The sequence below is a fragment of the Rhodococcus sp. NPDC060176 genome, assembly GCF_042728675.1.
GTDB lineage: Bacteria > Actinomycetota > Actinomycetes > Mycobacteriales > Mycobacteriaceae > Rhodococcus_F.
In genome coordinates, this window is record NZ_JBHWYS010000001.1 from 553,988 (window position 1) to 577,278 (window position 23,291).

General features: G+C 62.4%; 25 protein-coding genes. 17 read left to right on the plus strand and 8 right to left on the minus strand.

The features are described from left to right. The first annotated feature begins 8 nt into the window (after positions 1 to 8). From ACFWEM_RS02540 to ACFWEM_RS02550, 3 genes are read left to right on the plus strand one after another with little or no spacing between them, the layout of a single operon-like run. The gene (locus ACFWEM_RS02540) at positions 9 to 683 is read left to right on the plus strand and encodes a TetR/AcrR family transcriptional regulator (protein WP_378530865.1); all 675 of its coding nucleotides are present in this window, start codon (positions 9 to 11) and stop codon (positions 681 to 683) included. Between the two features lie 38 nt (positions 684 to 721). Next, complete coding sequence (locus ACFWEM_RS02545) at positions 722 to 1,354, plus strand: HAD family hydrolase (RefSeq protein WP_378530867.1); 633 nt, start codon at positions 722 to 724, stop codon at positions 1,352 to 1,354. A 56-nt stretch (positions 1,355 to 1,410) separates the two neighbouring features. Continuing rightward, positions 1,411 to 1,698, plus strand: coding sequence for a putative quinol monooxygenase (locus tag ACFWEM_RS02550; protein ID WP_230817338.1), 288 nt, complete (start codon positions 1,411 to 1,413; stop codon positions 1,696 to 1,698). A gap of 75 nt (positions 1,699 to 1,773) precedes the next feature. Here the strand turns inward: ACFWEM_RS02550 and ACFWEM_RS02555 are convergent, their stop codons facing one another. After that, positions 1,774 to 3,276, minus strand: coding sequence for a class I adenylate-forming enzyme family protein (locus tag ACFWEM_RS02555; protein ID WP_378530869.1), 1,503 nt, complete (start codon positions 3,274 to 3,276; stop codon positions 1,774 to 1,776). A 143-nt stretch (positions 3,277 to 3,419) separates the two neighbouring features. Between ACFWEM_RS02555 and ACFWEM_RS02560 the strand changes: the two genes are divergently transcribed. Next, positions 3,420 to 4,127 carry a TetR/AcrR family transcriptional regulator gene (locus tag ACFWEM_RS02560; RefSeq protein WP_378530871.1) on the plus strand — a complete coding sequence of 236 codons (708 nt, stop codon included), beginning with the start codon at positions 3,420 to 3,422 and terminating at the stop codon, positions 4,125 to 4,127. Positions 4,128 to 4,201: 74 nt separating this feature from the next. Here the strand turns inward: ACFWEM_RS02560 and ACFWEM_RS02565 are convergent, their stop codons facing one another. Continuing rightward, positions 4,202 to 4,678, minus strand: a complete 477-nt coding sequence (locus ACFWEM_RS02565) for a MaoC family dehydratase (RefSeq protein ID WP_003942878.1) — start codon at positions 4,676 to 4,678, stop codon at positions 4,202 to 4,204. Positions 4,679 to 4,836: 158 nt separating this feature from the next. On the opposite strand from ACFWEM_RS02565, the gene ACFWEM_RS02570 reads away from it, so the two are divergent. The 12 genes from ACFWEM_RS02570 to ACFWEM_RS02625 all read left to right on the plus strand — a co-directional run bounded on the left by ACFWEM_RS02570 (position 4,837) and on the right by ACFWEM_RS02625 (position 17,052). Continuing rightward, on the plus strand, positions 4,837 to 5,658 hold the full coding sequence (locus tag ACFWEM_RS02570; RefSeq protein ID WP_378530873.1) for an SDR family oxidoreductase: 822 nt from the start codon (positions 4,837 to 4,839) through the stop codon (positions 5,656 to 5,658). Continuing rightward, positions 5,655 to 6,458 (plus strand): enoyl-CoA hydratase-related protein, encoded by an 804-nt coding sequence (locus tag ACFWEM_RS02575; RefSeq protein WP_378530875.1) that lies wholly within the window; start codon positions 5,655 to 5,657, stop codon positions 6,456 to 6,458. The genes ACFWEM_RS02570 and ACFWEM_RS02575 overlap by 4 nt, the downstream gene beginning before the upstream one ends. Continuing rightward, the gene (locus ACFWEM_RS02580) at positions 6,445 to 7,665 is read left to right on the plus strand and encodes an acyl-CoA dehydrogenase family protein (RefSeq protein ID WP_019745701.1); all 1,221 of its coding nucleotides are present in this window, start codon (positions 6,445 to 6,447) and stop codon (positions 7,663 to 7,665) included. Before ACFWEM_RS02575 ends, ACFWEM_RS02580 begins: the two co-directional genes overlap by 14 nt. A gap of 1 nt (position 7,666) precedes the next feature. Continuing rightward, positions 7,667 to 8,449, plus strand: coding sequence for an SDR family oxidoreductase (locus ACFWEM_RS02585; RefSeq protein WP_019745700.1), 783 nt, complete (start codon positions 7,667 to 7,669; stop codon positions 8,447 to 8,449). Next, positions 8,442 to 9,476: a phosphotransferase family protein gene (locus ACFWEM_RS02590; RefSeq protein ID WP_378530878.1), complete on the plus strand. Its 1,035-nt coding sequence runs from the start codon at positions 8,442 to 8,444 to the stop codon at positions 9,474 to 9,476. Before ACFWEM_RS02585 ends, ACFWEM_RS02590 begins: the two co-directional genes overlap by 8 nt. Before the next feature lie 45 nt (positions 9,477 to 9,521). Beyond that, positions 9,522 to 10,280, plus strand: a complete 759-nt coding sequence (gene fabG / locus ACFWEM_RS02595) for a 3-oxoacyl-ACP reductase FabG (protein WP_378530880.1) — start codon at positions 9,522 to 9,524, stop codon at positions 10,278 to 10,280. A 34-nt stretch (positions 10,281 to 10,314) separates the two neighbouring features. Next, positions 10,315 to 11,508: an acyl-CoA dehydrogenase family protein gene (locus ACFWEM_RS02600; RefSeq protein WP_378530882.1), complete on the plus strand. Its 1,194-nt coding sequence runs from the start codon at positions 10,315 to 10,317 to the stop codon at positions 11,506 to 11,508. After that, a complete protein-coding gene (locus ACFWEM_RS02605) occupies positions 11,505 to 12,602 on the plus strand; it encodes an acyl-CoA dehydrogenase family protein (RefSeq protein WP_378530884.1) in 1,098 nt (365 codons plus the stop codon). Before ACFWEM_RS02600 ends, ACFWEM_RS02605 begins: the two co-directional genes overlap by 4 nt. A gap of 31 nt (positions 12,603 to 12,633) precedes the next feature. Further along, the gene (locus ACFWEM_RS02610; protein WP_003943088.1) at positions 12,634 to 13,617 is read left to right on the plus strand and encodes an NADPH:quinone oxidoreductase family protein; all 984 of its coding nucleotides are present in this window, start codon (positions 12,634 to 12,636) and stop codon (positions 13,615 to 13,617) included. A gap of 80 nt (positions 13,618 to 13,697) precedes the next feature. Further along, a complete protein-coding gene (locus tag ACFWEM_RS02615; RefSeq protein WP_378530886.1) occupies positions 13,698 to 14,897 on the plus strand; it encodes an acetyl-CoA C-acyltransferase in 1,200 nt (399 codons plus the stop codon). Beyond that, positions 14,894 to 15,679, plus strand: a complete 786-nt coding sequence (locus ACFWEM_RS02620; protein WP_378530888.1) for a RhlG family 3-oxoacyl-ACP reductase — start codon at positions 14,894 to 14,896, stop codon at positions 15,677 to 15,679. The genes ACFWEM_RS02615 and ACFWEM_RS02620 overlap by 4 nt, the downstream gene beginning before the upstream one ends. 173 nt (positions 15,680 to 15,852) lie before the next feature. Beyond that, positions 15,853 to 17,052 carry a DUF4185 domain-containing protein gene (locus ACFWEM_RS02625; protein WP_378530890.1) on the plus strand — a complete coding sequence of 400 codons (1,200 nt, stop codon included), beginning with the start codon at positions 15,853 to 15,855 and terminating at the stop codon, positions 17,050 to 17,052. 22 nt (positions 17,053 to 17,074) lie between these two features. Here ACFWEM_RS02625 and ACFWEM_RS02630 read toward each other — a convergent pair whose 3' ends face one another. From ACFWEM_RS02630 to ACFWEM_RS02655, 6 genes are all read right to left on the minus strand, one after another. Beyond that, positions 17,075 to 19,120 (minus strand): YhgE/Pip family protein, encoded by a 2,046-nt coding sequence (locus ACFWEM_RS02630; protein WP_378530892.1) that lies wholly within the window; start codon positions 19,118 to 19,120, stop codon positions 17,075 to 17,077. 133 nt (positions 19,121 to 19,253) lie between these two features. Further along, positions 19,254 to 19,850 carry an SRPBCC domain-containing protein gene (locus tag ACFWEM_RS02635; protein ID WP_378530894.1) on the minus strand — a complete coding sequence of 199 codons (597 nt, stop codon included), beginning with the start codon at positions 19,848 to 19,850 and terminating at the stop codon, positions 19,254 to 19,256. Next, positions 19,847 to 20,224 (minus strand): ArsR/SmtB family transcription factor, encoded by a 378-nt coding sequence (locus ACFWEM_RS02640; protein WP_378530897.1) that lies wholly within the window; start codon positions 20,222 to 20,224, stop codon positions 19,847 to 19,849. Before ACFWEM_RS02640 ends, ACFWEM_RS02635 begins: the two co-directional genes overlap by 4 nt. 61 nt (positions 20,225 to 20,285) lie before the next feature. Beyond that, on the minus strand, positions 20,286 to 20,969 hold the full coding sequence (locus ACFWEM_RS02645) for a GntR family transcriptional regulator (RefSeq protein WP_378530899.1): 684 nt from the start codon (positions 20,967 to 20,969) through the stop codon (positions 20,286 to 20,288). 36 nt (positions 20,970 to 21,005) lie between these two features. Next, positions 21,006 to 21,782 carry an aspartate/glutamate racemase family protein gene (locus tag ACFWEM_RS02650; protein WP_378530901.1) on the minus strand — a complete coding sequence of 259 codons (777 nt, stop codon included), beginning with the start codon at positions 21,780 to 21,782 and terminating at the stop codon, positions 21,006 to 21,008. Between the two features lie 129 nt (positions 21,783 to 21,911). Continuing rightward, the gene (locus tag ACFWEM_RS02655; protein WP_378530903.1) at positions 21,912 to 22,415 is read right to left on the minus strand and encodes a PASTA domain-containing protein; all 504 of its coding nucleotides are present in this window, start codon (positions 22,413 to 22,415) and stop codon (positions 21,912 to 21,914) included. A 132-nt stretch (positions 22,416 to 22,547) separates the two neighbouring features. Between ACFWEM_RS02655 and ACFWEM_RS02660 the strand changes: the two genes are divergently transcribed. Beyond that, positions 22,548 to 23,252: a type 1 glutamine amidotransferase gene (locus ACFWEM_RS02660; RefSeq protein ID WP_378530905.1), complete on the plus strand. Its 705-nt coding sequence runs from the start codon at positions 22,548 to 22,550 to the stop codon at positions 23,250 to 23,252. Positions 23,253 to 23,291 lie beyond the last annotated feature (39 nt).

Below are 23,291 nucleotides of genomic sequence, written 5' to 3' on the forward strand. Positions count from 1 at the left end.
ACTGGAGCATGGCTGCAGCGCGCACAGGCTCCGAAGATGCTTCGTCGACAGTGTCACGGGAACTCCCCTCCACTCAGCGTGGTTTGCGTACGCGTCGAGCGTTGATCGATGCGGCTCGCACCGTTTTCGAACGGTCCGGCTATCTGGACTCGCGGCTGATCGATATCACGGTGGAAGCGCAGTGCTCGGCCGGCACCTTCTACACCTACTTCGCAAGCAAGGAAGAGATTTTTGCGGCAGTGATGGAGCTTGCGCGCGAAGACATGATGCATCCGGGCATGCCGCACACTCCGAAAGGCGCGGATCCCGCTGAGGTCATCGCGGCGAGTAATCGCGCATACCTCGAGGCGTATCGACGGAACGCGAAGCTGATGGGACTGCTCGAGCAGGTCGCGAGCATCGATCCGGAGTTCCGGGTTCTCCGCCTCGAGCGTGCTGACGCGTTTGTTCGACGCAACGCGCGCAGTATCGAGAAGCTGCAGAAAGGCGGTCTGGCGGACGCCAATCTGGATCCGCTACTGACGTCTCGGGCACTCTCCGGGATGATCAGTCGACTTGCGTTCGGGTACTTCGTATCCCGCGGCGGCGAGGACGGCGCCGCCGGAGTGACCTTCGACGGTCTGCTCGATACGGTCAATCGGTTGTGGATCAACACTTTACAATTCTCGCTACACAAAAATTGATGTTGACGCCGGGTTCATGTTTGGTGTCTGATGGAGGAATGACACCCACGCGTACGGCAGTGCTCGTCGATTTCGGCGGAGTTCTCACCTCCAGTGTTCTGCAGGCCTTCGCGGACTTCGGAGCTTCGCTTGGTGGTGACCCGCGACTTCCGTTGACCCTGCTCTCTCGTGACGACGTCTCGAAGAGGCTGCTCGCCGATCATGAATCCGGAAAGATCGACCAGGAAGCATTCGAGGCCGGATTCGGGGAACGTCTACGTGCGCACGGCGCCGTCGTCGACAGCGTGGGGTTGGTCGACCGGATGCAGGCCGGGCTGATTCGAGACGAGGAGATGGTGCGTCTGCTCGCAGACGTGCGGGAGGCGGGCCACCCTGTTGCGCTCGTGTCCAACGCTTTCGGGCGTGATTGTTATGCGGGATTTGTCCTCGAAGACCTGGCCGACGAAGTGGTGATTTCTTCGGAAGTCGGGATTCGCAAGCCCTCTCGTCAGATCTACACCATTGCGTGCGAGCGCCTGGGTGTCGCCCCCGAAGATGCCGTGATGATCGACGATCTGCAACAGAACCTCGACGGAGCGGCCCGGTTGGGGATTGCGGGCATTCTCCACACCGACGCGGAAAGAACTCGCAGGCAATTGGAATCGACGTTCGGACTACTGCCCACGCAGTGAAACTGTAGGTTGCTCGGTAATACTCGAATACTGCTGGAACACTTTTGGAGGAATGAATGATTGCTGTCATCGCGGATATCACCGTCAAGGACGGAAGCGGCGAGCAGTTCGAAGCCGTGGTCGCCGAACTCGCCGAAAAGGTGCGCACGGAAGAGCCCGGAACGGTTCTGTATCAACTGATCCGCTCGAAGACGGACACGAACTCCTACAAGTTCATGGAGCTGTATCAGGACGGCGCTGCCATCAAGGCGCACGGAACGTCCGAGCATTTCCAGGCTGCCGGAAAGGCGATGGCACCCTTCCTGGCTGGTGCCCCGCAGATCGAGTACTTCGACGCTCTCTGAGCGCATGGACAGGGCTATCTGAGCGCATGGACAGGTGAGCCCCGGCGAAATCTCGCCGGGGCTCACCTGTGTTTTTCAGTTCTGCTTCTGGGCGAGGAGTTCGGACCGGTCGATCGATCGCTTGAGGATCTTTCCCGTGGAACCCTTGGGGAGTGCGTCGATGAACTGGACGACCCTGGGAATCTTGTAGGCGGACAGACGTTCCCGAGCCCACGAGGTGACGGAATCGGCTTCGAGGTCGGAGCCTGGGCGCACGGCCACCACTGCCGCAACCTCCTCGCCGTAGTAGTCGTCAGGGATGCCGATCACCGCGGCTTCGATGATGTCGGGATGCTGGTAGAGCACCTCTTCGACCTCGCCCGGATAGACGTTGTACCCACCACGGATAATGAGGTCCTTGACGCGGTCGACGATGCGAAGGTCACCGTCGGTATCGGTCTCACCGAGGTCTCCGGTGCGGAACCATCCGTCGGCGGACAGAACGTCGGCAGTGTCGTCGGGACGCTTCCAGTATCCCTTCATGACTGTCGGTCCCTTGATGAACACCTCGCCCACTGTGCCTGCCTCGCAGACATTTCCGTCGTGATCACGGACCTCGACCTCGGTGCGCGGAACGGCGCGGCCGGTGTAACCGATCTTTGCAATGCGGTCGATACTGTTGAAAGTTCCGAACGCGCTCGTCTCGGTCAGGCCGTAGCCCTCGAGGATCGTGCAGTTGAAACGTGCTTCGAAGGCGCGTGCCACTTCACCGGGAAGTGATGCGCCGCCGGAGATCGCGATCCGCAGTTGTTCGAAGTCGGAGCTGTCCACGTCCGCGGCGGCGTGCAGCATGGCATTCCACATGGTGGGGACGCCGGCCATGATGGTGAGCTTGTCTCGACGCACCAGATCGAGCATGGCGGCGGGATCGAACCGGGCGAGCAGGGACAGTGATCCGCCGCCGGTGAAGGTTGCCATCATGACCGAACCCTGGCCGAAGATGTGGAAGAGCGGCAGTCCGGTTCCGGTGCGGTCCGCGGGGTTTCCGTGGCTGCTCTCGGCGCCGATCTCACCGGCGGACAACAAATTCCCGACTGTCAGCTGAGCGCCCTTCGGGCGTCCGGTGGTGCCGGAGGTGTAGAGAATGGCCGTGGTGTCTGCTGCGTCGCGGTCGACCACGGTTGCCGGTGCATGGTCGGCCTTCGCCGATTCTTCGGTGAGCGTCCACACCGGGACGCCACGCGCACTCCCTGCGTCCTGGACTGCGGGGCCGAGCTGATGCCAGGCGATGGCCAGGGAAATCTCCGCGTCGTCCAGAACGTACTCGACTTCGGGTTGCGCCGACATCGTGTTGATCGGTACCACGACACAACCTGCGGCCTGAATCCCCATGTACGCCACGATGAATTCCGGCACCGACGGCGCCGCGAGCAGAACGCGGTCGCCGACGCTCAACCCTTCGTCGCGAATGCGGCCGGCGAACGCCAGCGACGCGTCGTGGAGCTGTCGGTAAGTCCAGTGATAGTCCGTGCCGCGAATCGCAATATTGTCCGGAGTGGCTTCCGCGTGACGGGTCACCGGGTCGAGAACGCTAACCATGGTTCTGCCTTTCGGGAGGAATCGACCGATTGTGTGTCCTGGGTCTCACCAGAGCGTACACTTGAATCCGGCGTCAACATCGAGTCTGGTGGGATTGTCCCGAAAATGTGGGGTTGTCCCGGAAATGATGCCGGCCCCGAACGATGACTCGGAAAGATGAGGAGCGCACTGTGCTCGACGACGAATCGCGAATTGCCGCCTTACCGGTGGCTCCGCCCGCGCTGCTCCGAGATCGCCCCACTACCGAGCGGGGGACTCGCACACGCGCAGCATTAGTGGCCGCTGCCCGTACGGTTTTCGAGCGCAGTGGCTATCTCGACGCCCGCCTCATCGACATCGCCAAAGAAGCCGGTTGTGCGACGGGATCGTTTTACACGTACTTCGCGAACAAGGAAGAGGTGTTCGCCGCCGTCCTCGAGGTCGCGCGAGACGACATGATGCACCCGGGCATGGGGCGAGTTGCCGGCGCAGACGATCCCTACGCCGTGCTCGAGGCGAGCAATCGGGCGTATCTGGCCGCATATCAACGCAATGCAAAATTGATGGGTCTCATGGAGCAGGTTGCCCACATCGACCCGGAGTTCCGGAAGTTCCGCAGCGAGCGCGCCAATGCGTTCATTCGCCGTAACGCCCGCGGAATCGCCGATCTGCAGTCCCGCGGCATCGCGGACACGACGCTGGATCCGATGACGTCGTCAATTGCTCTGTCCGGCATGGTGAGTCGGCTCGCCTACAGTCTGTTCACTCTCCGTGAGGGTGAGGTGGACGGGCGTTCGCCGGAGTTCGATCAGATTGTCGCCACGGTGACCGACCTGTGGGCGAACGCTCTCAAGTTCCCTGACCGATCCTGACATGACAGGTCGTCCCGGCCGCATCGATGTTCGAGCGGCCGGGGCGTACCGGGTCTCGGTTCAGCTCTTTCGGTTCAGCTCTTTTCGACGACGCGGGCGACGGATTCTGCGACGACGACGGGCTTGTCGGAACCTTCGCGCTCGACCACCTGGCTCATCTTCACCTGGATTCCGCCGGGCAACTGCTCCGCGGACACGACGGTTGCGCGCATGCGGACCCGCGATCCCACCGGGACCGGAGCGGGGAAGCGCACCTTGTCGTAGCCGTAATTGAGGCTGTGGGCGAAGCCGTCGAAGTGGATGAGTTGGTAGGAGAACTGTGGGCCGAGCGAGAGACTGAAGAGTCCGTGCGCGATGGTGCTGCCGAGCGGGCTCGATGCGGCGCGTTCCGGGTCGACGTGGATCCACTGATGATCGTTCGTGGCTTCGGCGAACGCGTTGATGCGCTCCTGGGTGATGTCGTACCACTCCGTCGGGCCCAGCTCCTGGCCGATGAGCTTCTCGAGCTCGGCGAAGGTGGACGGGCGGACGGGCAATTGATTTTCAGTCATCGTTGATCCCTTTACTCGCAGTTCAGGAGGACGGAACGGGCCGTTCGGGTAGCTGTCGCGATTCGACGGTTGAAACTGACGCCGGATTCAACTATACATGAGGGGAGACGTGGATCACTGTCAGCGCGTAGGTATGACGCAAGCGAGAGGAATCGCTCATGAAGGTTGCCCAGAAGGTAGCAATTGTCACCGGTGGCGGCGGGGGAATCGGCGGTGCACTGGCCGAGCGACTGGCTGCCGAGGGCGCTCGCGTCGTAGTAGCCGACCTCGACGGAGCGGCAGCGTCAGCGGTGGCCGAGGCGATCAACGCGGAGCATCCCGGAGCAGCCGTGTCTGCTGGTGGCGACGTCTCCGACGAGGCGGTCATTGCGGGCCTGATCGCGCAGGCTGAAAAGGAATTCGGCCCGGTCGACCTCTACTTTGCCAATGCCGGCGTCACCGGAGGCATGGGTCTCGACATCAGCGAGGACGTCTGGGACACGACGATCGACGTCAACGTCCGCGCCCACATTCGCGCTGCCAGGCTCCTCGTCCCCGGGTGGACCGAGCGAGGAGAGGGCTACTTCATCAGCACGGCCTCTGCAGCCGGCTTGCTCAGTCAGGTCGGATCCGCCGCGTACTCGGTGACCAAGCATGCTGCGGTCGCCTTTGCCGAGTGGCTCTCGATCACCTACGGAGATCAGGGCGTTCGTGTCAGTTGCCTGTGTCCGATGGGCGTCAATACCAAGCTTCTCTACGAGGGCGAGAACTCCGGAGATCCGGTCGGAAAGGCCGCAACCGGAGCCGTGCTGGCGGCAGGCAACGTCCTCGAGCCTGCTGAGTGCGCCGAAATCGTGCTGGCTGCAGTAGATGCCGAGGAATTCCTCATCCTTCCGCACAAGAACGTGCTGGACATGTACCGGCAGAAGGGCGCCGACTACGACCGTTGGCTGCGCGGGATGCGCCGGTACCAGGCTTCACTGCTCGCGGGAACGCGATGACCGAGGAACTTGTCCTCTCCGAGCAGAGAGGAGCGGTGCTGATCCTGACATTCAATCGGCCCCGTGTCCTCAACGCGTGGACCAACGAACTCGAAGACCAGTACTACGGACTGTTGGCCGCAGCAGACGAAGATCCCGGTGTCCGAGCAATTGTCGTCACCGGCTCCGGCCGCGGATTCTGCTCGGGGGCCGACCTCGGCAATCTGAAGAACGTCGGCGAAGTCTCCGAAAGTGATCTGGTCCGACCGCGAGACCGTGATTTTCCGACCACCATCCGTAAGCCGCTGATCGCTGCCGTCAACGGCGTCGCTGCCGGCCTCGGTATGGTCGAAGCCCTATACTGCGACGTTCGTTTCGGCTCGAGCGCAACACGATTCACTACCGCGTTCGCGCGTCGAGGCCTGATTGCGGAGTATGGCATCTCGTGGATGTTGCCCCGCTTGGTCGGTCACAGCCGCGCAGTCGATCTTCTGCTTTCCAGCCGAATGGTCGATGCCGACGAGGCGTACCGCATCGGTTTGATCGACCACCTGGTCAGCGGCGGTGACGTTCTGGATGCAGCGATTGCTTATGCCGAGGACATCGCGGCCAACTGCTCACCGACATCTCTCTCCGTCATCAAATCTCAGATGAGTGCCGACGCGCACTCGACCTTCACCGATTCCGCCAGGCGTGCGGAATCGCTGATGCTGAACGCATTTCACGGCCCGGATGTCGTCGAGGGCGTCAACAGCCATCTCGAACATCGAGCCCCCAATTTTCCTTCCCTCTCTGTCAGGAGTTCACATGTCAGTGTTTGAGTTCTCGGATCGCACCAAGAAGTACCAGGCCGAACTGCTCGATTTCATGGACAAGCACGTTTACCCGGCCGAAGCGGTCTACGAAGAGCAGATGCGTGAGTCCGGTAACCCGCACTTCCAGCCGCCGATCATCGACGACTTGAAGAAGGAAGCCAAGGCCCGCGGGCTGTGGAACCTCTTCCATCCCCATCCCGAATGGGGCCCCGGCCTGACCAACCTGGAATACGCACCGCTCGCAGAGATCATGGGCCGCAGCCACCTGGCCTCCGAGGCCACCAACTGCGCCGCTCCGGACACGGGAAACATGGAGGTGCTCACGCTCTTCGGCACCGACGAGCACAAGGAGAAGTACCTCAAGCCGCTTCTCGAAGGCGAAATCCGTTCCGCCTTCGCGATGACCGAGCCCGAGGTTGCCAGCTCCGACGCCACCAACATCCAACTCCGTATGGACCGTGACGGCGACGAGTACGTGCTGAACGGCCGTAAGTGGTTCGCTTCCAACGCCTTGCACCAGAACTGCAAGGTTCTGATCGTCATGGGCAAGACCGACTTCAATGCCGCCACCCACCGTCAGCAGTCGATGATGGTCGTGCCGATCGATGCTCCCGGCGTCACGATCCTGCGCAACCTGCCGGTTTTCGGCTACCAGGACCGCGAAGGACACGGCGAGATCACTTTCGAGGACGTGCGCGTCCCGGCCAAGGACATTCTCGCCGGTGAGGGTGAAGGATTCGCGATCAGCCAGGCCCGCCTCGGCCCCGGCCGCATCCACCACTGCATGCGTGCAATCGGAATGGCCGAGCGCGCACTGGAACTGATGTGCAAGCGCGCATCCACCCGCATCACCTTCGGAAAGCCCGTCAGTGACAACGCCAACATCCAGGACTGGATCGCCGAGGCTCGTATCGACATCGAGATGGTTCGACTCCTCACGCTCAAGGCCGCACACATGATGGACACGGTGGGCAACAAGGAAGCGCGCACCGAGATTGCGGCCATCAAGGTCGCGGCGCCGAACATCGCGCTCAAGATCATCGACCGCGCAATCCAGGTTCACGGCGGCGGCGGTGTCACGGACGACTTCCCGCTCGCGATGGCTTACGCCCACATGCGCACCCTTCGCCTGGCTGACGGCCCGGACGAGGTGCACAAGCGCGCCATCGCCAAGCAGGAACTGCGCAAGTACCGCGAAGTCAAGGCGAACTGACATGGCAGGACTGGATCTCACCGGTAAGACGGCAATCGTCACCGGCGCATCGCGGGGCATCGGCCTCGCCACCGCGCAGGCGATTGCGGCGGCGGGCGGAAACGTCGTACTGACTTCGCGCTCACAGGAATCCGCAGATGCGGCTGCCGCACAGGTGAACGGCAACGCGATCGGCGTCGGCGCTCACGCGACGGACGAGGATGCAGCCAGCAAGTGCGTCGAGCAGACCATCGAGCGTTTCGGCAGCCTCGACATCTTGGTGAACAACGCGGGCACCAACCCGTCGTTCGGGCCGATCATCAACCAGGATCACTCGCGCTTCGCCAAGACCTTCGACGTCAACGTGTGGGCTCCAGTCCTGTGGACCGGCCTCGCAGCGCGAGCCTGGATGGGCGAGCACGGCGGTTCCGTGGTCAACACCGCCTCGATCGGCGGCATGGCGTTCGAGGCCGGGATCGGTACGTACAACGCGTCGAAGGCTGCTCTGATCCACATCACCAAGCAGTTGGCGCTCGAGTTGTCACCGAAGATTCGTGTCAACGCCGTTGCTCCGGGAGTGGTGAGAACCAAACTCGCCGAAGCACTGTGGAAAGAACACGAAGAAGCGGTGTCCGCGTCTACCGCTCTCGGACGCATCGGTGAACCCGAGGACGTCGCTGCGGCCATCGCCTTCCTGGTTTCCGATGCGGCCCAGTGGATCACCGGTGAGATCATGACCATCGACGGTGGCCAGTTGTTGGGCGACGCACTCCCGTTTCGGCAAGGAGCGTCGGTAGGTGGCTAGCGTCGGAGTCGTGGGACTCGACACCGAAGCGGTCACGGGGTGGATCGCAGGCCTGGGGATCGACTTCAGCGGGCCGCTGTCCTTCGATCGAATCGGCTTGGGGCAGTCCAACCTCACGTACCTGGTTCGCGATCAGGACGGCAATCGCTGGGTTCTACGACGCCCACCGCTCGGCCACCTTCTGGCCTCGGCACACGACGTGGCGCGCGAAGCTCGAATCCTGAGCGCTCTCGAATCCACCGAGGTACCTTCACCGCGAGTATTCGGGTTGACCGAGGATCCGGCAGTCACCGAAGTTCCCCTGCTACTCATGGAATTCGTGGACGGCGAAGTGGTGGACCGAATGCCTCTTGCGGAGGCCTTGTCGCAAGAGCGTCGCCGGGCAATCGGAATCTCGCTCGCTCAGACGCTGGCGAAGATTCACGCCGTGGATCTGAAGCAGGCGGGCCTCGACGACTTGGCAAGCCACAAGCCCTACGCTGCACGGCAACTGAAGCGATGGGGTGGGCAGTGGGAACAGTCGAAGACGCGGGAATGCCCCGATCTGGACGATCTCACGCGACGTTTGATTTCAGCTCAGCCGGCTCATACCGAAACCACGTTGGTGCACGGCGACTTTCACCTGCGCAATGTGATCACCTCCGCTCAGAACGGCGAAGTTGTCGCGGCCCTCGACTGGGAACTCTGCACTCTCGGTGATCCGTTGGCGGATGTCGGAAGCTTGTTGGCGTACTGGCCGGCAGCGGGGGAGAACACGGGCGGCGACTTCCCGGCGTCGGCACTCCCCGGATTCCCCTCGCGAGAGGAGATCTCCCGGATCTATCTCGAGGCCACCGGACGGGATCCAGCTGCGCTGAAGTTCTGGCACACCCTGGGACTGTGGAAGATTGCGGTGATCGCCGAAGGCGTGATGCGTCGTGCCCGCGACGAACCGCAGAATGCCGCCGAGAGCGGAACTCCCACCGTGGAACGTATTGACGCCTTGGTCGCCAAAGCCAGGGAAATTGCAGATCAGGCCGGGATCTGACGAGATCGTCCGGTGTCCGTCGAATCACGAAAGTATGGAGGGCCAGTGAGCCAGGAACGTAGAACCGCAATTGTCACGGGTGCAGCACGCGGAATCGGCGCGGCAGTGGCGAAGCGACTGTCGGAAGACGGCTTTGCCGTCGCCGTGCTCGACCTCGACGAAGAGGCGTGTGCCGGAACCGTCGACGCAATCAAGGCTGCAGGCGGCCAGGCGCTGGCCGTCGGCGCTGACGTCTCCGACGAGGCTTCGGTCGCCGCAGCGGTGGATCGTGTTGCAGCAGAACTGGGTGCACCCACCGTACTGATCAACAACGCCGGCATCACTCGCGACAACCTTCTGTTCAAGATGAGCGTTGCCGAGTGGGATTCGGTGATGAACGTCCACCTGCGCGGAGCGTTCCTCATGTCGCGTGCGGTGCAGAAGTACATGGTGGAAGCGAAGTTCGGCCGCATCGTCAACCTCTCGAGCACGTCGGCTCTCGGCAACCGCGGACAGGTCAACTACTCCGCAGCCAAGGCCGGCATGCAGGGCTTCACCAAGACATTGGCCTTCGAGCTGGGCAAGTTCGGCGTCACCGCGAACGCCATTGCCCCCGGATTCATCGAAACCGAGATGACCGCCGCAACGGCCGAACGCATGGGAGTCGGCTTCGAGGACTTCAAGACCGCTGCCGCTTCGCAGATTCCGGTCAACCGCGTCGGACAGCCCGAGGACATCGCGCACACCGCGTCGTTCTTCGTCAGCGAAGGGGCAGGATTTGTTTCCGGTCAGGTCGTCTACGTTGCCGGTGGACCCAAGGACTGACCGTCCGCTCACCGCTCGAACCGAAGGAATGGGCATGGCTTTCGACGAAGAGGCAGTATCGCGTGACCTCACCGACAAGGTGAACGCGCTTCTCGCGGAGAACGATCCGAGCAGTGTGTCGGTATCGGATTTTCTCGGCGCACGATTCGACGCCGGGCTGGCGTGGGTTCACTTCCCCGAAGGTCATGGGGGACTCGGTGTACCGCAGAGCTTTCAGCGTCAGGTGAACGCCCAGCTGGAGGCCGCCGGTGCACCCGGCCCGGCCACCGGCAAGAACGGGATCGGCCTGGGCATGGCGGCACCGACCATCGCTGCCTTCGGTACCGAGGAGCAGAAACAGAAGTTCCTGCGCCCGTTGTGGACTGCGGAGACGGTCTACTGCCAGCTGTTCAGTGAACCCGGCGCAGGTTCGGACCTCGCGGCCGTCGCTACCCGCGCTGTCCGCGACGGCGACGACTGGATAGTCAACGGACAGAAGGTATGGACGTCGGGTGCGCAGAACGCGCAGCTGGCGATTCTGGTGGCCAGGACTGATCCGTCGCGCTCCAAGCATGCGGGTCTGAGCTACTTCATCTGCGACATGACCGACCCGGGCGTCGACGTCCGTCCGCTGCGCCAGATCACCGGCGAGGCCGAATTCAACGAGGTATTCCTCACGGACGTCAGGATTCCGGACGCCAATCGCCTCGGAGCCGAAGGTCAGGGGTGGAAGGTTGCGACCACCACCCTGAACAACGAGCGTGTTGCCATCGGTTCGGGCGCACCGCGTGAGGGCGGCATGATCGGAAAGGTCGCGCAGGCCTGGCGCGGCGAGCCCGAACTGCGTAACCCGGCGATGCACGACGAGTTGATGCGGCTCTGGACCGAATCCGAAGTTGCGCGTCTGACCGGGGAGCGACTGCGCCAGCAGCTCGCCGCCGGCCAGCCCGGCCCCGAAGGCTCGGGAATGAAGCTCGCGTTTGCCGGTTTGGCCCAGCAGATTTCGGGTTTCGACCTCGAACTGCACGGCGAAGCCGGTCTGCGCTACGACGACTGGACACTGCGTCGACCGGATTCCGTCGACTTCACCGGGCGTGAACCCGGATACCGGTACCTGCGAGCCAAGGGCAATTCGATCGAGGGCGGAACGTCGGAGATCCTGCGCAACGTCATCGCAGAACGCGTACTCGGGTTGCCGCCCGAGCATCGCGTCGACAAGGACATCGCCTGGAAGGACCTACCCCGATGAGTGCCGATCTGCTGTACTCCGAGACCGAACAAGATCTGCGTGCCAGCGTCAGACGACTGCTGAGCGAGCGGGCTGGCGCCGACACCGTGGTCACGGCCTACGACGACGTGTCCGCCGACTTCACCGGACTGTGGAAGTCACTGGCGTCCGAACTCGGTTTGGCGGGACTGCTGGTACCCGAGGAGTTGGGCGGGGCAGGTGCGTCCACGCGTGAGGCGGCAGTCGTGATGGAGGAGATCGGACGTGCGGTCGCCCCCGTTCCGTTCTTCACCAGCGCTGTGCTGGCGACCACGGCGTTGTTGAAAGCGGGCGAGACCGAGGTGCTCGGTCAATTGGCCGCGGGGGATTCGACAGCTGCTCTGGTCGTCCCATTGTCCACTGCACCAGGAACTTTCACCCCCACTGTCAAGGCAACGGCGGATGGACTCGTCGGCAGCGTCACGACGGTCGCCGGCGTCGCCGAGTCCGATGTTCTTGTGGTTCCGGTTGCCGGTGACAGCGGTGTGGAACTGCACACCGTTCGGATCGCCGACGCCACCGTCACGCCGGTTCTGTCCCTGGACATGACGCGCCGCTTGGCGGACGTCGAGTTCTCGGGGGCGCCGTCGGTGCGGGCCGACAACGGCAATGCGGCTCAGGCGATTGAGGAAGCGTTGCTCTGCGGAAGCGCACTGCTGGCGTCCGAACAGTTCGCTGTAGCTCAGTGGTGCCTCGAAACGACTCTCGCGTATGTGAAGGAGCGCAAGCAGTTCGGCCGGGCGATCGGTTCGTACCAGGCGATCAAGCACCGCCTCGCCGATCTCTGGCTCGAAGTCAGCTCTTCGGGAGCGGCAGCACGATATGCGGCGGACACCTATGCACGCGGCGACGAAGATGCGGCGATCGCAGCGACGGTGGCCCAGGCATTCTGCAGCGGCGTCGCGGTTCATGCTGCCGAGGAATGCGTCCAACTCCACGGTGGAATCGGAATGACGTGGGAGTATCCGGCGCACCTGTACCTCAAACGGGCGAAGAGCGATCAGCTGTCGCTGGGAACCGCGTATCAGCATCGGGCACGTCTCGCCGAGTTGGTCGACCTCCCGATCTCGTCCTGAAACTCACCCACTATCTGTCTGGAGAATTGCTGTGAAGGCTTGGCGCGTCAACGAACTCGGTCAACCCCGCGATGTGCTCGCGTTGGAGGAGACCGCGGATCCCACCCCGAATGCGACGGAGATGTTGGTCAAGGTGCTGGCGGCTCCGGCCAACTTCCCCGACGTCCTCATGTGCCGGGGTGAGTACCAGATCAAGCCGCCGCTGCCCTTCACCCCCGGCGTCGAACTGTGCGGTGAAGTGGTCTCGGTCGGTGAATCGGTGACCAAGTTCGCAGTGGGTGACCGTGTGATCGGTAACCCGAGTCTGCCGTCCGGCGGATTCGCCGAGTACTCGGTGCTGGATCAGAACAACACGTTCCCGGCGCCGTCGGCTCTCGACGACGCAGAAGCCTCCGCTCTGAGTATCGGCTATCAGACAGCGTGGTTCGCTCTGCATCGTCGTACTCAACTGCTCGAGGGCGAAACCTTGTTGGTGCACGCCGCAGCGGGTGGAGTGGGTAGCGCTGCAGTGCAACTCGGCAAGGCGGCAGGCGCCAAGGTGATCGGTGTTGTCGGCGGCCCGGACAAGGCGGAGTACGCACGCAAGCTAGGTGCTGACCTCGTCGTCGACCGTCACAGTGAGGACTTCGTGGCAGCGGTCAAGGAGTTCACCGGCGGCAAGGGCGCCGACGTGGTCTTCGATCCGGTCGGCGGCGACGCCTACGCGAAGTCCACCAAGTGCATCGCCTTCGAGGGACGGATCGTCATCATCGGCTTCGCCGGTGGCACGATCCCGCAGCCGGCTCTCAATCATGCTCTCATCAAGAACTATTCGATCATCGGTCTGCACTGGGGGCTGTACAAGGCCTACAACCAGCAGGCCATCGACGATTGCCACGTCGAGCTCACCAGGCTCGCCGACGCCGGCTTGGTCAAACCACTGATCAGCGAGCGGTTGTCGTTGACGGACGTTGCCGACGGTATCGGTCGCCTCGGCGACGGCACCACTGTCGGTCGCGTCGTGTTCCAGCCCTGACTCTTTGCTGTGCGCCTTTATTAACCCCCGGCGGTTAATAAAGGCGCACAGCACTTCGTGTTCGACGAAAGGTTTCCCCGATGAGGCAAGCTGTCATCGTTTCCACCGCCCGTACCCCGATCGGTAAGGCTTACCGCGGCGCGTTCAACAACACTCAGGCTCAAGAGCTTGCTGCACATGCCATTTCGAATGCAGTGCAGCGCGCTGGCCTCGAGGGTGGCGAGGTCGAGGACGTCATCCTCGGCGCCGCGTTGCAGCAGGGATCCTCCGGCGGCAACGTCGCGCGGCAAGCTGTACTGCGGGCCGGGCTTCCGGACTCGGTTTCCGGAATGACGATCGACCGTCAGTGCTCATCCGGGCTCATGGCGATCGCAACCGCAGCCAAGCAGATCGTGGACGACGGAATGCAGATCGCGGTCGGCGGGGGCGTCGAATCGATCTCGTTGGTCCAGAACGATCACATGAACAACTTCCGCGCGGCCGATCCGTGGCTGAAGGAAAACAAACCGTCGATCTACATGCCGATGCTGCACACTGCCGAGATCGTCGCTGAACGCTACGGCGTCACCCGTGAGCAGCAGGACGAGTTCGCGCTCGTCTCGCAGCAGCGGACCGCAGCAGCTCAGGAAGCCGGCCGCTTCGATCTCGAGATCGTGCCACTGACTTCGATCAAGCAGGTGCAGAACAAGGAAACCGGTGAGATCGGCACCGAGTCGGTCACGCTGACTCGCGACGAAGGTAACCGCGCGTCCACCACGTTGGAGGGCCTCGCGAGCCTGCGCCCGGTGCTTGCCGACGGGACCGTCAGTGCTCATTCCTCCATCACTGCGGGCAACTCGTCTCAGCTATCAGATGGCGCGTCCGCATCGGTGCTGATGGAGGCCGGTGAGGCAGAACGTCGCGGCCTGGCTCCTCTCGGCATCTACCGCGGCATGGCTGTCGCGGGTTGCGCTCCGGACGAGATGGGAATTGGCCCGGTATTCGCGATTCCACGTCTGCTCGACCTGCACGGGCTGAAGATCGACGACATCGATCTCTGGGAACTGAACGAGGCATTTGCTTCTCAAGCTCTGTACTGCCGCGACAAGCTCGGCATCGATCCCGAGAAGTACAACGTCGACGGCGGCGGTATCTCCGTGGGCCATCCGTACGGAATGACAGGTGCTCGTCTCGTCGGCCACGCACTCCTGGAAGGCAAACGGCGCGGAGCCAAGCTCGTGGTCGTGACCATGTGCATCGGCGGCGGCATGGGTGCTGCCGGGCTTTTCGAGGTCGCATGAGCTTGATCGAGGGACTGTTCGACGTCAGTGGAAAGACTGTCGTGGTCACCGGTGGATCACGCGGTATCGGATACATGATCGCTCGTGGATTTGTCGAAGGCGGAGCGACGGTAGTCATTTCGGCCCGCAAGGCGCAAGCATGTGACGAAGCCGCGCGGGAACTTTCCGAGTTCGGGACCTGCATTTCGCATCCGGCGGATCTGTCCACGGACGAGGGGATCGAGAGCCTCGCTGCGAAGGTCGCCGAGATTTCGCCGACGCTCGATGTGCTGGTCAACAACGCCGGTGCCACGTGGGGTGCTCCCGTCGACGATTTTCCGGCTGCCGGCTTCGACAAGATTTTCGACATCAACGTCAAAGCGATCTTCCTCTTGACTCAGAAGCTGTTGCCACAGTTGCGTTCTGCGGCCACTGCGGAAGATCCAGCACGCGTGATCAATATCGGATCGATCGACGGGCTCGTGGTTTCGGGTTCGGAGAACTTCTCGTACGGAGCCAGCAAGGCTGCGGTGCACATGTTGACGCGCAAGTTGGCGGCAACGCTTGCGGGGGAGCAGATCACGGTCAACGCCATTGCACCGGGTCCGTTCCCGTCGAAAATGATGGCCTTCCTTCTCGAAGACGAGCAGAGTGCAAAGGCTGTGGCGGACTCGGTCCCGTTGGGCCGGGTCGGAACTCCGCAGGATGCCGCAGGTCTTGCTATCTTCCTGTCTTCGCGTGCCGGGGCTTATGTGACCGGGACGGTGATCCCACTCGACGGCGGCGCGAGCGGAACGCGCTGACCCACTGACTGATCTCCGCTGTCCGAAAAGGTCTGAAAGTCTGAACTGCTATGACTTTCAGGCCTTTTCACGTTTTTGTCTGATTGGGTTATCTGTGACTGCAGTTGCTAGATTGTCCGAGGTTCGGGGGGAACTACGACAACAACACCAACAATCCCGGCCTTGGGGGAGTCATGTTTCGCGCGGGGAGATCGTTGGGGGTGTTCGGGGTGGTCGCTGCGCTTGCAGTTGCTGCCGTCACGGCGGTGGCATCGCCGGCCGCTGCGGCGCCGGGATGCGTCGGTGTGAGTGGTGTCGGTAGTACCGGAGGGCCGGCCAATGCGGCGCCGTGGCTCAACGGCAACACCGGAGGGTTGCCCGGACTGTCCGGTCGTACTGCCGCCATCGAAAAGGTCACCGGGACATATAGTCCCAACAAGACGGTTGATCGCTTCAACGTCCTGGGCACCGACCTCGGCATCATGTGGGACAACGGTGCCGGTCAGATTCTGACCGCTTTCGGTGACACCACCGGGCTCAGCCGCAACCCCGCCTGTGACGGTTTGGTGGGCGAGTGGCGTAGCAATGTGCTTTTCCGCAGTTCGGACTGGGTACTGGCTGACGGGATGCGCATCGACAGTGCGCCGATGGACGGCACCGGTCAGGCTCGCGAGATAATCTCCGGTCTGAAGATTCCGGGCGTCGAGGCTTCCAGTATCCCCACCAGCGGCATCGCCGTGAACGGTGTGCAGTATCTGAGCTACATGTCGGTGCGAAACTGGGGCGAAGCTGGGCAGTGGAGCACCAATTACTCACAGATGGCCACGTCGTCCGACAACGGCGAAACCTGGACCACGCGTCCGGAAACGCTGCGCCCCAACATCGGTGGAGTTCTTCCCGCTGGTGTCGGTCCTGTTGCCGGTAGTGAGAACTTCCAGATGAGCTCGATGGTGAAGGACGGCGGGTTCGTCTACAACTACGGAACGCCCGCGGGACGATCCGGTGAGGTTCGACTTTCTCGCGTCTCCGAGGGATCGATACTCGATCTTTCCGCCTACGAATACTGGAACGGAAGTGGCTGGATCCGCGCCGATCCCGCTGCGGCCGTACCCGTCATGGACGGCCGCATCGGTGAGGTCTCCGTTCAGTACAACGAGTTTCTCGGCAAGTTCGTCGCGATGTACGCCGACGCGTTCAGTTCGATCGTGATGCGAACCGCTCCCAGTCCGGTCGGTCCGTGGACGGCACCGGAAACATTGGTCAATCTGGTCGAGGTTCCCGGTATCTACGCCGCATACATCCACCCGTGGTCCAGCGGCTCGGATCTGTACTTCCTTGCCACCACGTGGGCCGACTACAACGTCATGTTGATGCGTACGACGCTCGTTCGCTGATCCGACTTACGTTTGCGCCGTCTCACGATTTCGTCGGCTGGAGGTACACGATCTCCTCGGTGATCGGCGCGTCGTCGTCGGCGTCGGCGTCGGTGGGCGGTTCTTGTCGGCGGCGCCACCAGATGGTGAACAGCACGGCTCCGATCACCAAGGCGGCCAGAGCGAGTACTGCCAGCCAGAATTTCGGGCCGTAGTATCCGACAAGGACCATGCGCATGGCGTTGCGCGCCCACGTCAGTGGCATCAGAGCGTGCAGCCACTGCAGGACCGTCGGCATCTGTTCGATGGGGTATACCGCACCGAACGCGAAGATCTGAATCATCAAGGCACCCAAAGCGATGAAGGTTCCGTTGACGGCTCCGAACACAACAGTGAAGAGCCTGCCCGAGCTGACCGCGGCGGCACCTACCAGGATCATCACCGCGATCATCGCGAGGACACTCGGTGGTTCGACGTTTGCCACGGTCAATGACACCACCGACAACACGAGCGCCGCGACCAAGGTGACCAGGGCGGGAATGCGGTAGCGGCGCAGCCCCTCACGCACCACGCTCGTGTGCGAGTTCAGCGAACGTCCGCGTCGGGGGCGGACGACGAACCAGGTGAGAATTCCGCACAGGAACAATGCCACCGAAATCACGGCTGGGACCGCTCCCGGTCCGAATCCGGCTGCGGGATAGTTGTTCCGCGCATCGACGGCAACGGGGGAAGAGAGCAGATTGGCCGTGGTGGCGCGCTCGTCGTCCGTGAATTGCGGTACCTGGGCGGCACCGTCGGACAAACCGGTGGCCAGTTCCGCGCTACCCGCGTCGAGCTCGCCGACGCCGGCCGCGAGCTGACCGAGACCGTCACGGAGCGCAATACTTCCGGTGTCCAGCTGGCCGAGGCCTGTGGAGAGTTCCTGCGCGCCGGTAGCGAGTTGGCCTGCGCCGTCGGACAGTTGGCCCAGGCCGGTGTTGAGTTCACCTGCGCCTGCCGCCGCTGCGAGCAGGCCACCGCGGTAGTCACTGCTCGGATCAGTGAGTTGCCGCGAGATTTCCCGCGCACCGTCGCGAAGCTGGCCGAGCTGACCGATCACGTCGTCGTCCGACGGTTGCGCGGTCAGGGAGGCTCGCAGTCCGCCGAGCGCGTCGACGAGTCCGGCGGAGACCGGATCGGTCGAGTTCCGAAGCATCGATGTGAGGGCATCGATCTGACCGACGACGGCGTCGGAGGACCCGGCAAGGTCGAGTACCGGGGTGGTGACCATGTCGACCACTTCGCTGATCTGACGAGCTCCAGCGCCGAGTTCGTCTGTTCCCCCGACCAACTGGTTGAGTCCGGCGCTCAGCTCGCCCGAGCCCGCAGCAGCTTCGTTTGCCCCAGCGGCCAGCTCGCCGGCTCCGGCGGCCAACTCCTTGCCGCCCTGATTTGCTTCACCCATACCGGTGGCGAGTTCCTTGCTTCCAGCGTAGAGCTCGTTGGTTCCGGCAAGCGCTTCGGAGGACCCGTCGGAAAGCTGTTGCGCGCCTGCGGCGGCTTCGCCGAATCCTGTTCCGAGTTCACCCAACCCGACCAGCACCTGGTCGATGGACTGCTCACCGATCGACTCGGAGACCGCCGAGCGCACCTGAGCGATGATGCTTTCACCGACCGGGCCGGCGACCAGACTGTTGTAGTCGTTGTATAAGACGTCGAGCTCGGCTTTCCGGCCCGAACCCGATGCGGCACTCGCCACATCCGCGCTGAAAGTCTTCGGAATGACCACGGAGAAGTAGTAGGTGCCGTCGTTGACGCCGTCGGCGGCTTCCTGTTCCGAGACGACCTTCCATGCAACGTCACCGCTCTTGACGAGCGCGGCAACAACCTCGTCTCCGGCTTGGAGACTGGTGCCGTCGAGTTCTGTGCCCGCATCCGCGTTGACGATGGCGACGGGCAAGCGGTTGACCGTGTCGCCCGGATCCCACAGTGCCCACATGTAGAACGCCGCAATCGACAGTGGCGCGATCACGAGGACAGCGAGAACTGTCCGGATGATGTGCGTGCGTCGCGTCGTGGTCGGGTTGTCGACGACGGGTTGTGGCGCCATGTGGAGCTCTCTTCTCGTGGACCGAAGCAGTTGTGGCACGAAAGAAAGCCACCAAAACTGCTGGACATACGTCCAGCTCGGTCACGATACAAAGCAAACGGCCATCCTGTGACCGTTTTCGAAGAATTGGGCGTTACCGGCCGCCGTGCTCTTCCTCGATCTTTGCCCACTCCCACCCGCGGAAGTTGGCCAGACGAAGCTCCTCTGCTTCGTCGAAGGTGTACCACTCGGTGCTCGGCGCATCAGGAAGAGCGCCGCGCAGGTATTCGCCCAGGTAGTGAAGCGGGCCTTCCCATCCGGTTCCGACGCCGTAGCAGCCGGTGTCCGGGTCGTTGCGGAAGACATCGGCTACGGAGGCGTGCTCCAACTCGAGCCAGGTGGCGTCGGGTCCGTCTGCCGTCAAACGGATCTCGACCTGGTCGCTGTATCCGCGATCGCCGGGTGGGGTCCATTGCAGTCGCAGTAGGTGCGGAGCGTCGCAGGCCAGGATCTCGCCACTCGCCTGGCCTTCGAAAGCGTAAGAGCCGCCCACCTGGAAGTCTCCGCTCACCGGGAGGAAGAAGCGGTTGATGCGGTCAGGGGTTGTGATGGCGTCCCAGACGTCGTCGACCGACGCGTTGTAGCGGCGCTTGAGTACGGCTGTTAGAGCCGAACCTTCGGCTATCTCGCGGTTGCCCATGCGCCGCTCTACCGCGGTGAGGCTGGTGTCCTGGCTCGCGATCTCGGTCATTGTGAGTCCCCTTCTTCGGAAGAATTCGATTGTGAAGATTTGCTCCGTCCGGAACCGCGTCGTTTCCCGCGTGCGAGTTCTGTGGCCAATGCGTCGAGAGGTCCGCTCCAGTACTGCCGGAATCCGTCGAGCCAGTGGTCCACTTCTTGCAGTGGCGCGGGCTCGACGGCATAGAGACGCCTGGTGCCTTCGCTGCGTACGGTGGCGAATCCGTTTTCACGGAGCACTCGCAAGTGTCCGGACGCGGTCGGTTGGGAGATTCCGAACTCCGCTGCCACGGCTTCTGCGATCTGACCCGCCGAGCGTTCTCCGTTGGACAGGAGTTCCAGGATTCGCCGCCGAACGGGGTCTCCGAGAACGTCGAACGCATGCATCAGTCATTTATATCGGTGATGGCCAATATAGGCAAGCGCCGAACTTACTTTGGAGCGTCGGTCAGTCCGCGAGAGTGAACTCGTCGGCGTCGAAGAGTTCACCGATCAGCCCGCCGAGGTGGCGTCGATGTTCGGCCGACAATGTCGCTGCCGCCTCGGCGTCGTGGTCTGCGCACAGGTCGATCAGCTTGTTGTGATGGTCGACGGAGTCCTGGCTGCCGAGAAGGCTCGAGAACTTGCGGTAGTAGATGCGGTGAATTTGTGGGTGAACTTGGTGGATCAGCTTCTTCAACAGCGGATTTGCCGCAGCATCGATGATGACGCTGTGTAGGCGATCGTCTGCGGTCAGGGCTCGGCCTATGTCGTTTCGCTTGACGGCGGCAGCGAAGTCCTTGTTGGCGGAACGCATTGCCCCGATCATCTCGTCGGTGAGGTTCGGTACTGCGGTGACGACGGCCAGTTGGTCGAGAGCTTCGATGACTGCGAGTGTTGCTTCGACGTCGCCGCGGTCGAGGCTTGTGATGCGTGTGTACGCACCGGGTTTCGCTTCCACGAGTCCGGTGTCGACAAGCCTTGCCAGTGCTTCGCGGACCGGAGTTCTGCTCAGGCCCAGATACTCGGCGAGCTCGCTGTCCTTGATCTTCGATCCCGGGGCCAGTTCACCGGTGACGATCGCTTCGCGAATGCGTTCGAGAGCGATGTCGCTCATTCGTGTTCGCTCAACCGGTTTACCGTCACGCAACATACTGGATATCGTACTCTGCAGGCCGCCCGCCGCTGGTCAGCCCGAGTGCGCCGTTGAAGCGTCTTTCCGAGCCTCCGCAACGCGCAGGAGCAGAGCGCGGGCGAGAATTGTTGCCGGATCGATGATCTGACAGGTTGTGGCACCGGCAGGGAGTCCGAGTGGAATCTCGGTGCAGCCGGCCACGACTACCTGCGCGCCCGATTCGGCGAGAAGATCGGCGGCCCTGACGAGTTTGTCGGTGGTCTCGAGTCCGACGTTGCCGCTCTTGATGGCTCGGATCGCCGGCATGACCAATTCATCCTGGATCGCCGGTTCGGGCAGCAGGACGTCGATCGAGTATTCGGACAGCCACTGTTGATACAACCCGGTGCGGACCGTTCCTGTGGTGGCCAATAGTCCGATGGACGTCACGGCCGGTGAGAGTGTCCGGATGTGCCGCGCAACTTCGTCGATCATGTGGACCACGGGAAGTCCCAGTTGGGACGAGATGCCGGGCAGGAAGGCGTGGGCGGTATTGCACGGGATGGCGAGCGTCGTTGCGCCCGACTCTCGGAGGACGTGTGCACCGCGGATCAGCCAGGGGGTGGGGTCCGGGCCGTTCTCGGTGAGCGCCAAAGTCCGGTCGGGAACGGTGGGATCGGCCCAGATGACAACTTTGGGGTGCTCCTGATCCGTCGAACCTGGCGTCAAGGCAACGAGTTTGGAGTAGAAGTCGGCAGTAGCGGCGGGCCCCATGCCTCCGAGTATGCCGATGACGTGTTCGCTCATGGCCGCCGGCGAGTGGCCGCTCTGTCGTCTTCGTTGCACCTTCATGTTGCAAACCAACCTTTCGCATCCAATATATTGGATACTAGTAATGTTGACTACAGTGAAGGAGGTTGGAGGTAGTTGTCAAGTAGGGCGCAGTGTTCCCGGAATGGCGAAGTTCGAAAACTCAGTCGATCAGCAGGGGTTCGGTTCGCCGATCTTGACGGCCGAGAGCACGGCTTCGATTTCCCCGAAAGGACTTCCGGCAGGGGGTGTCTGATCGACGACAATCCAGTTGGAATCGACCAGCTGGCGTCGACCCGCGCCAGTTGCGTCAGCACTTCTCGAGAAGAAGACTCCGGCCGACTGAATGGTGTCCTGCGCATCTTGAAGATTCATGCACACGACGTTGGGCATGATCGCGGGAGCTGCAGCGGGCGTCACTTCCGCGGCGACTGGGGTCGTGACCAGCGGAGAATTCGTCGTAACGGCCGCCGAGGTGGTCGATGGTGCCTGAGTCGTCGTGGGTTGAGTTGTCGAGGTCGCGGTGGTGGTCGCGATGGATGTTGATTCAGCCTTGCTGTCGGTGCTTGTTCCCGAGCATGCGGCAAGTGACGCCAAGGCGAATGCGCTGAGTGCGATGCGAACGGCAACTGAGGACGGGCGAATCGATGTCGAAAAGAGGTGTGGTGCGCGCACAGACGTTCCTTGTCGGTAAATGGTTGAGGAAAGGGGGAGATTCGAGCGCAGAGCACATCACACGCCGCCGATGTGCCTTATATCGAATAGAACCATAGGCTTTCGGCACCGGATTCGAGAGGAATTGCCTACATGCATTTTCTGGAACTACGACACGCGCAGTGTGAACCCCCAGCGGCGTATTCGCCTGTCCTGGAGAGCTACGGAGACGTGCAGACTGTTCTTCTGGGCACCGACCCACTTCCGGCGCATCGACGGTTCGACGCCGTGATCGTGATGGGTGGGCCGATGGGCGTCGGCGATCAAGCTGAGGTCGAGTGGCTGGCATCCGAGATCGAGTACATTCGCGATCTGGTCGAGAACGACGTCCCGGTGTGGGGAGTGTGTTTGGGTTCGCAGTTGCTCGCCGCGGCGCTGGGTGCTCCCGTCTACACGGGAGCGGTACCCGAAGTCGGAGTTGAGGACATCACCTTGACTGCCGAGGGGCGGCAAGATCCGGTGTGGGGAGGTCTGCCCTCCACTTTTCCTGCGATGCAATGGCATTCGGATACCTTCGATATTCCGGACGGCGCAGTACGGCTCGCTGGTTCTGCCAAGTATCCGAATCAACTCTTCCGATACAAGCAGAGTTACGCCGTTCAGTTTCACCTCGAAGCGTCCTCCGCGGTGGCGCGCGAGTGGATGGAACTGGCCGAGTATCGCGACTCGCTGCATGCTTCGCTGGGAGCAGATGGTCCGCGCATCTTCATGGCGCAGCTGGGAGCTGCCGAAGCTCAGGGGTTGGAGACAGCGACGACAGTCATGGAAAAATGGTTGAAATCCATCTCCACCAAATAAGCCCGTTTTGTCTAGATTGGCCGATTTACCTGTTACCTT

Coding starts and splice junctions, on each gene's coding strand:
- ACFWEM_RS02545 (WP_378530867.1), top strand. CDS start 722: ATGACACCCACGCGTACGGCAGTGCTCGTCGATTTCGGCGGAGTTCTC.
- ACFWEM_RS02630 (WP_378530892.1), bottom strand. CDS start 19,120: ATGGCGCCACAACCCGTCGTCGACAACCCGACCACGACGCGACGCACG.
- ACFWEM_RS02580 (WP_019745701.1), top strand. CDS start 6,445: ATGTCAGTGTTTGAGTTCTCGGATCGCACCAAGAAGTACCAGGCCGAA.
- ACFWEM_RS02560 (WP_378530871.1), top strand. CDS start 3,420: ATGACTCGGAAAGATGAGGAGCGCACTGTGCTCGACGACGAATCGCGA.
- ACFWEM_RS02640 (WP_378530897.1), bottom strand. CDS start 20,224: ATGCATGCGTTCGACGTTCTCGGAGACCCCGTTCGGCGGCGAATCCTG.
- ACFWEM_RS02645 (WP_378530899.1), bottom strand. CDS start 20,969: ATGTTGCGTGACGGTAAACCGGTTGAGCGAACACGAATGAGCGACATC.
- ACFWEM_RS02635 (WP_378530894.1), bottom strand. CDS start 19,850: ATGACCGAGATCGCGAGCCAGGACACCAGCCTCACCGCGGTAGAGCGG.
- ACFWEM_RS02565 (WP_003942878.1), bottom strand. CDS start 4,678: ATGACTGAAAATCAATTGCCCGTCCGCCCGTCCACCTTCGCCGAGCTC.
- ACFWEM_RS02620 (WP_378530888.1), top strand. CDS start 14,894: ATGAGCTTGATCGAGGGACTGTTCGACGTCAGTGGAAAGACTGTCGTG.
- ACFWEM_RS02625 (WP_378530890.1), top strand. CDS start 15,853: ATGTTTCGCGCGGGGAGATCGTTGGGGGTGTTCGGGGTGGTCGCTGCG.
- ACFWEM_RS02605 (WP_378530884.1), top strand. CDS start 11,505: ATGAGTGCCGATCTGCTGTACTCCGAGACCGAACAAGATCTGCGTGCC.
- ACFWEM_RS02615 (WP_378530886.1), top strand. CDS start 13,698: ATGAGGCAAGCTGTCATCGTTTCCACCGCCCGTACCCCGATCGGTAAG.
- ACFWEM_RS02585 (WP_019745700.1), top strand. CDS start 7,667: ATGGCAGGACTGGATCTCACCGGTAAGACGGCAATCGTCACCGGCGCA.
- ACFWEM_RS02540 (WP_378530865.1), top strand. CDS start 9: ATGGCTGCAGCGCGCACAGGCTCCGAAGATGCTTCGTCGACAGTGTCA.
- ACFWEM_RS02660 (WP_378530905.1), top strand. CDS start 22,548: ATGCATTTTCTGGAACTACGACACGCGCAGTGTGAACCCCCAGCGGCG.
- ACFWEM_RS02600 (WP_378530882.1), top strand. CDS start 10,315: ATGGCTTTCGACGAAGAGGCAGTATCGCGTGACCTCACCGACAAGGTG.
- ACFWEM_RS02555 (WP_378530869.1), bottom strand. CDS start 3,276: ATGGTTAGCGTTCTCGACCCGGTGACCCGTCACGCGGAAGCCACTCCG.
- ACFWEM_RS02550 (WP_230817338.1), top strand. CDS start 1,411: ATGATTGCTGTCATCGCGGATATCACCGTCAAGGACGGAAGCGGCGAG.
- ACFWEM_RS02570 (WP_378530873.1), top strand. CDS start 4,837: ATGAAGGTTGCCCAGAAGGTAGCAATTGTCACCGGTGGCGGCGGGGGA.
- ACFWEM_RS02650 (WP_378530901.1), bottom strand. CDS start 21,782: ATGAAGGTGCAACGAAGACGACAGAGCGGCCACTCGCCGGCGGCCATG.
- ACFWEM_RS02575 (WP_378530875.1), top strand. CDS start 5,655: ATGACCGAGGAACTTGTCCTCTCCGAGCAGAGAGGAGCGGTGCTGATC.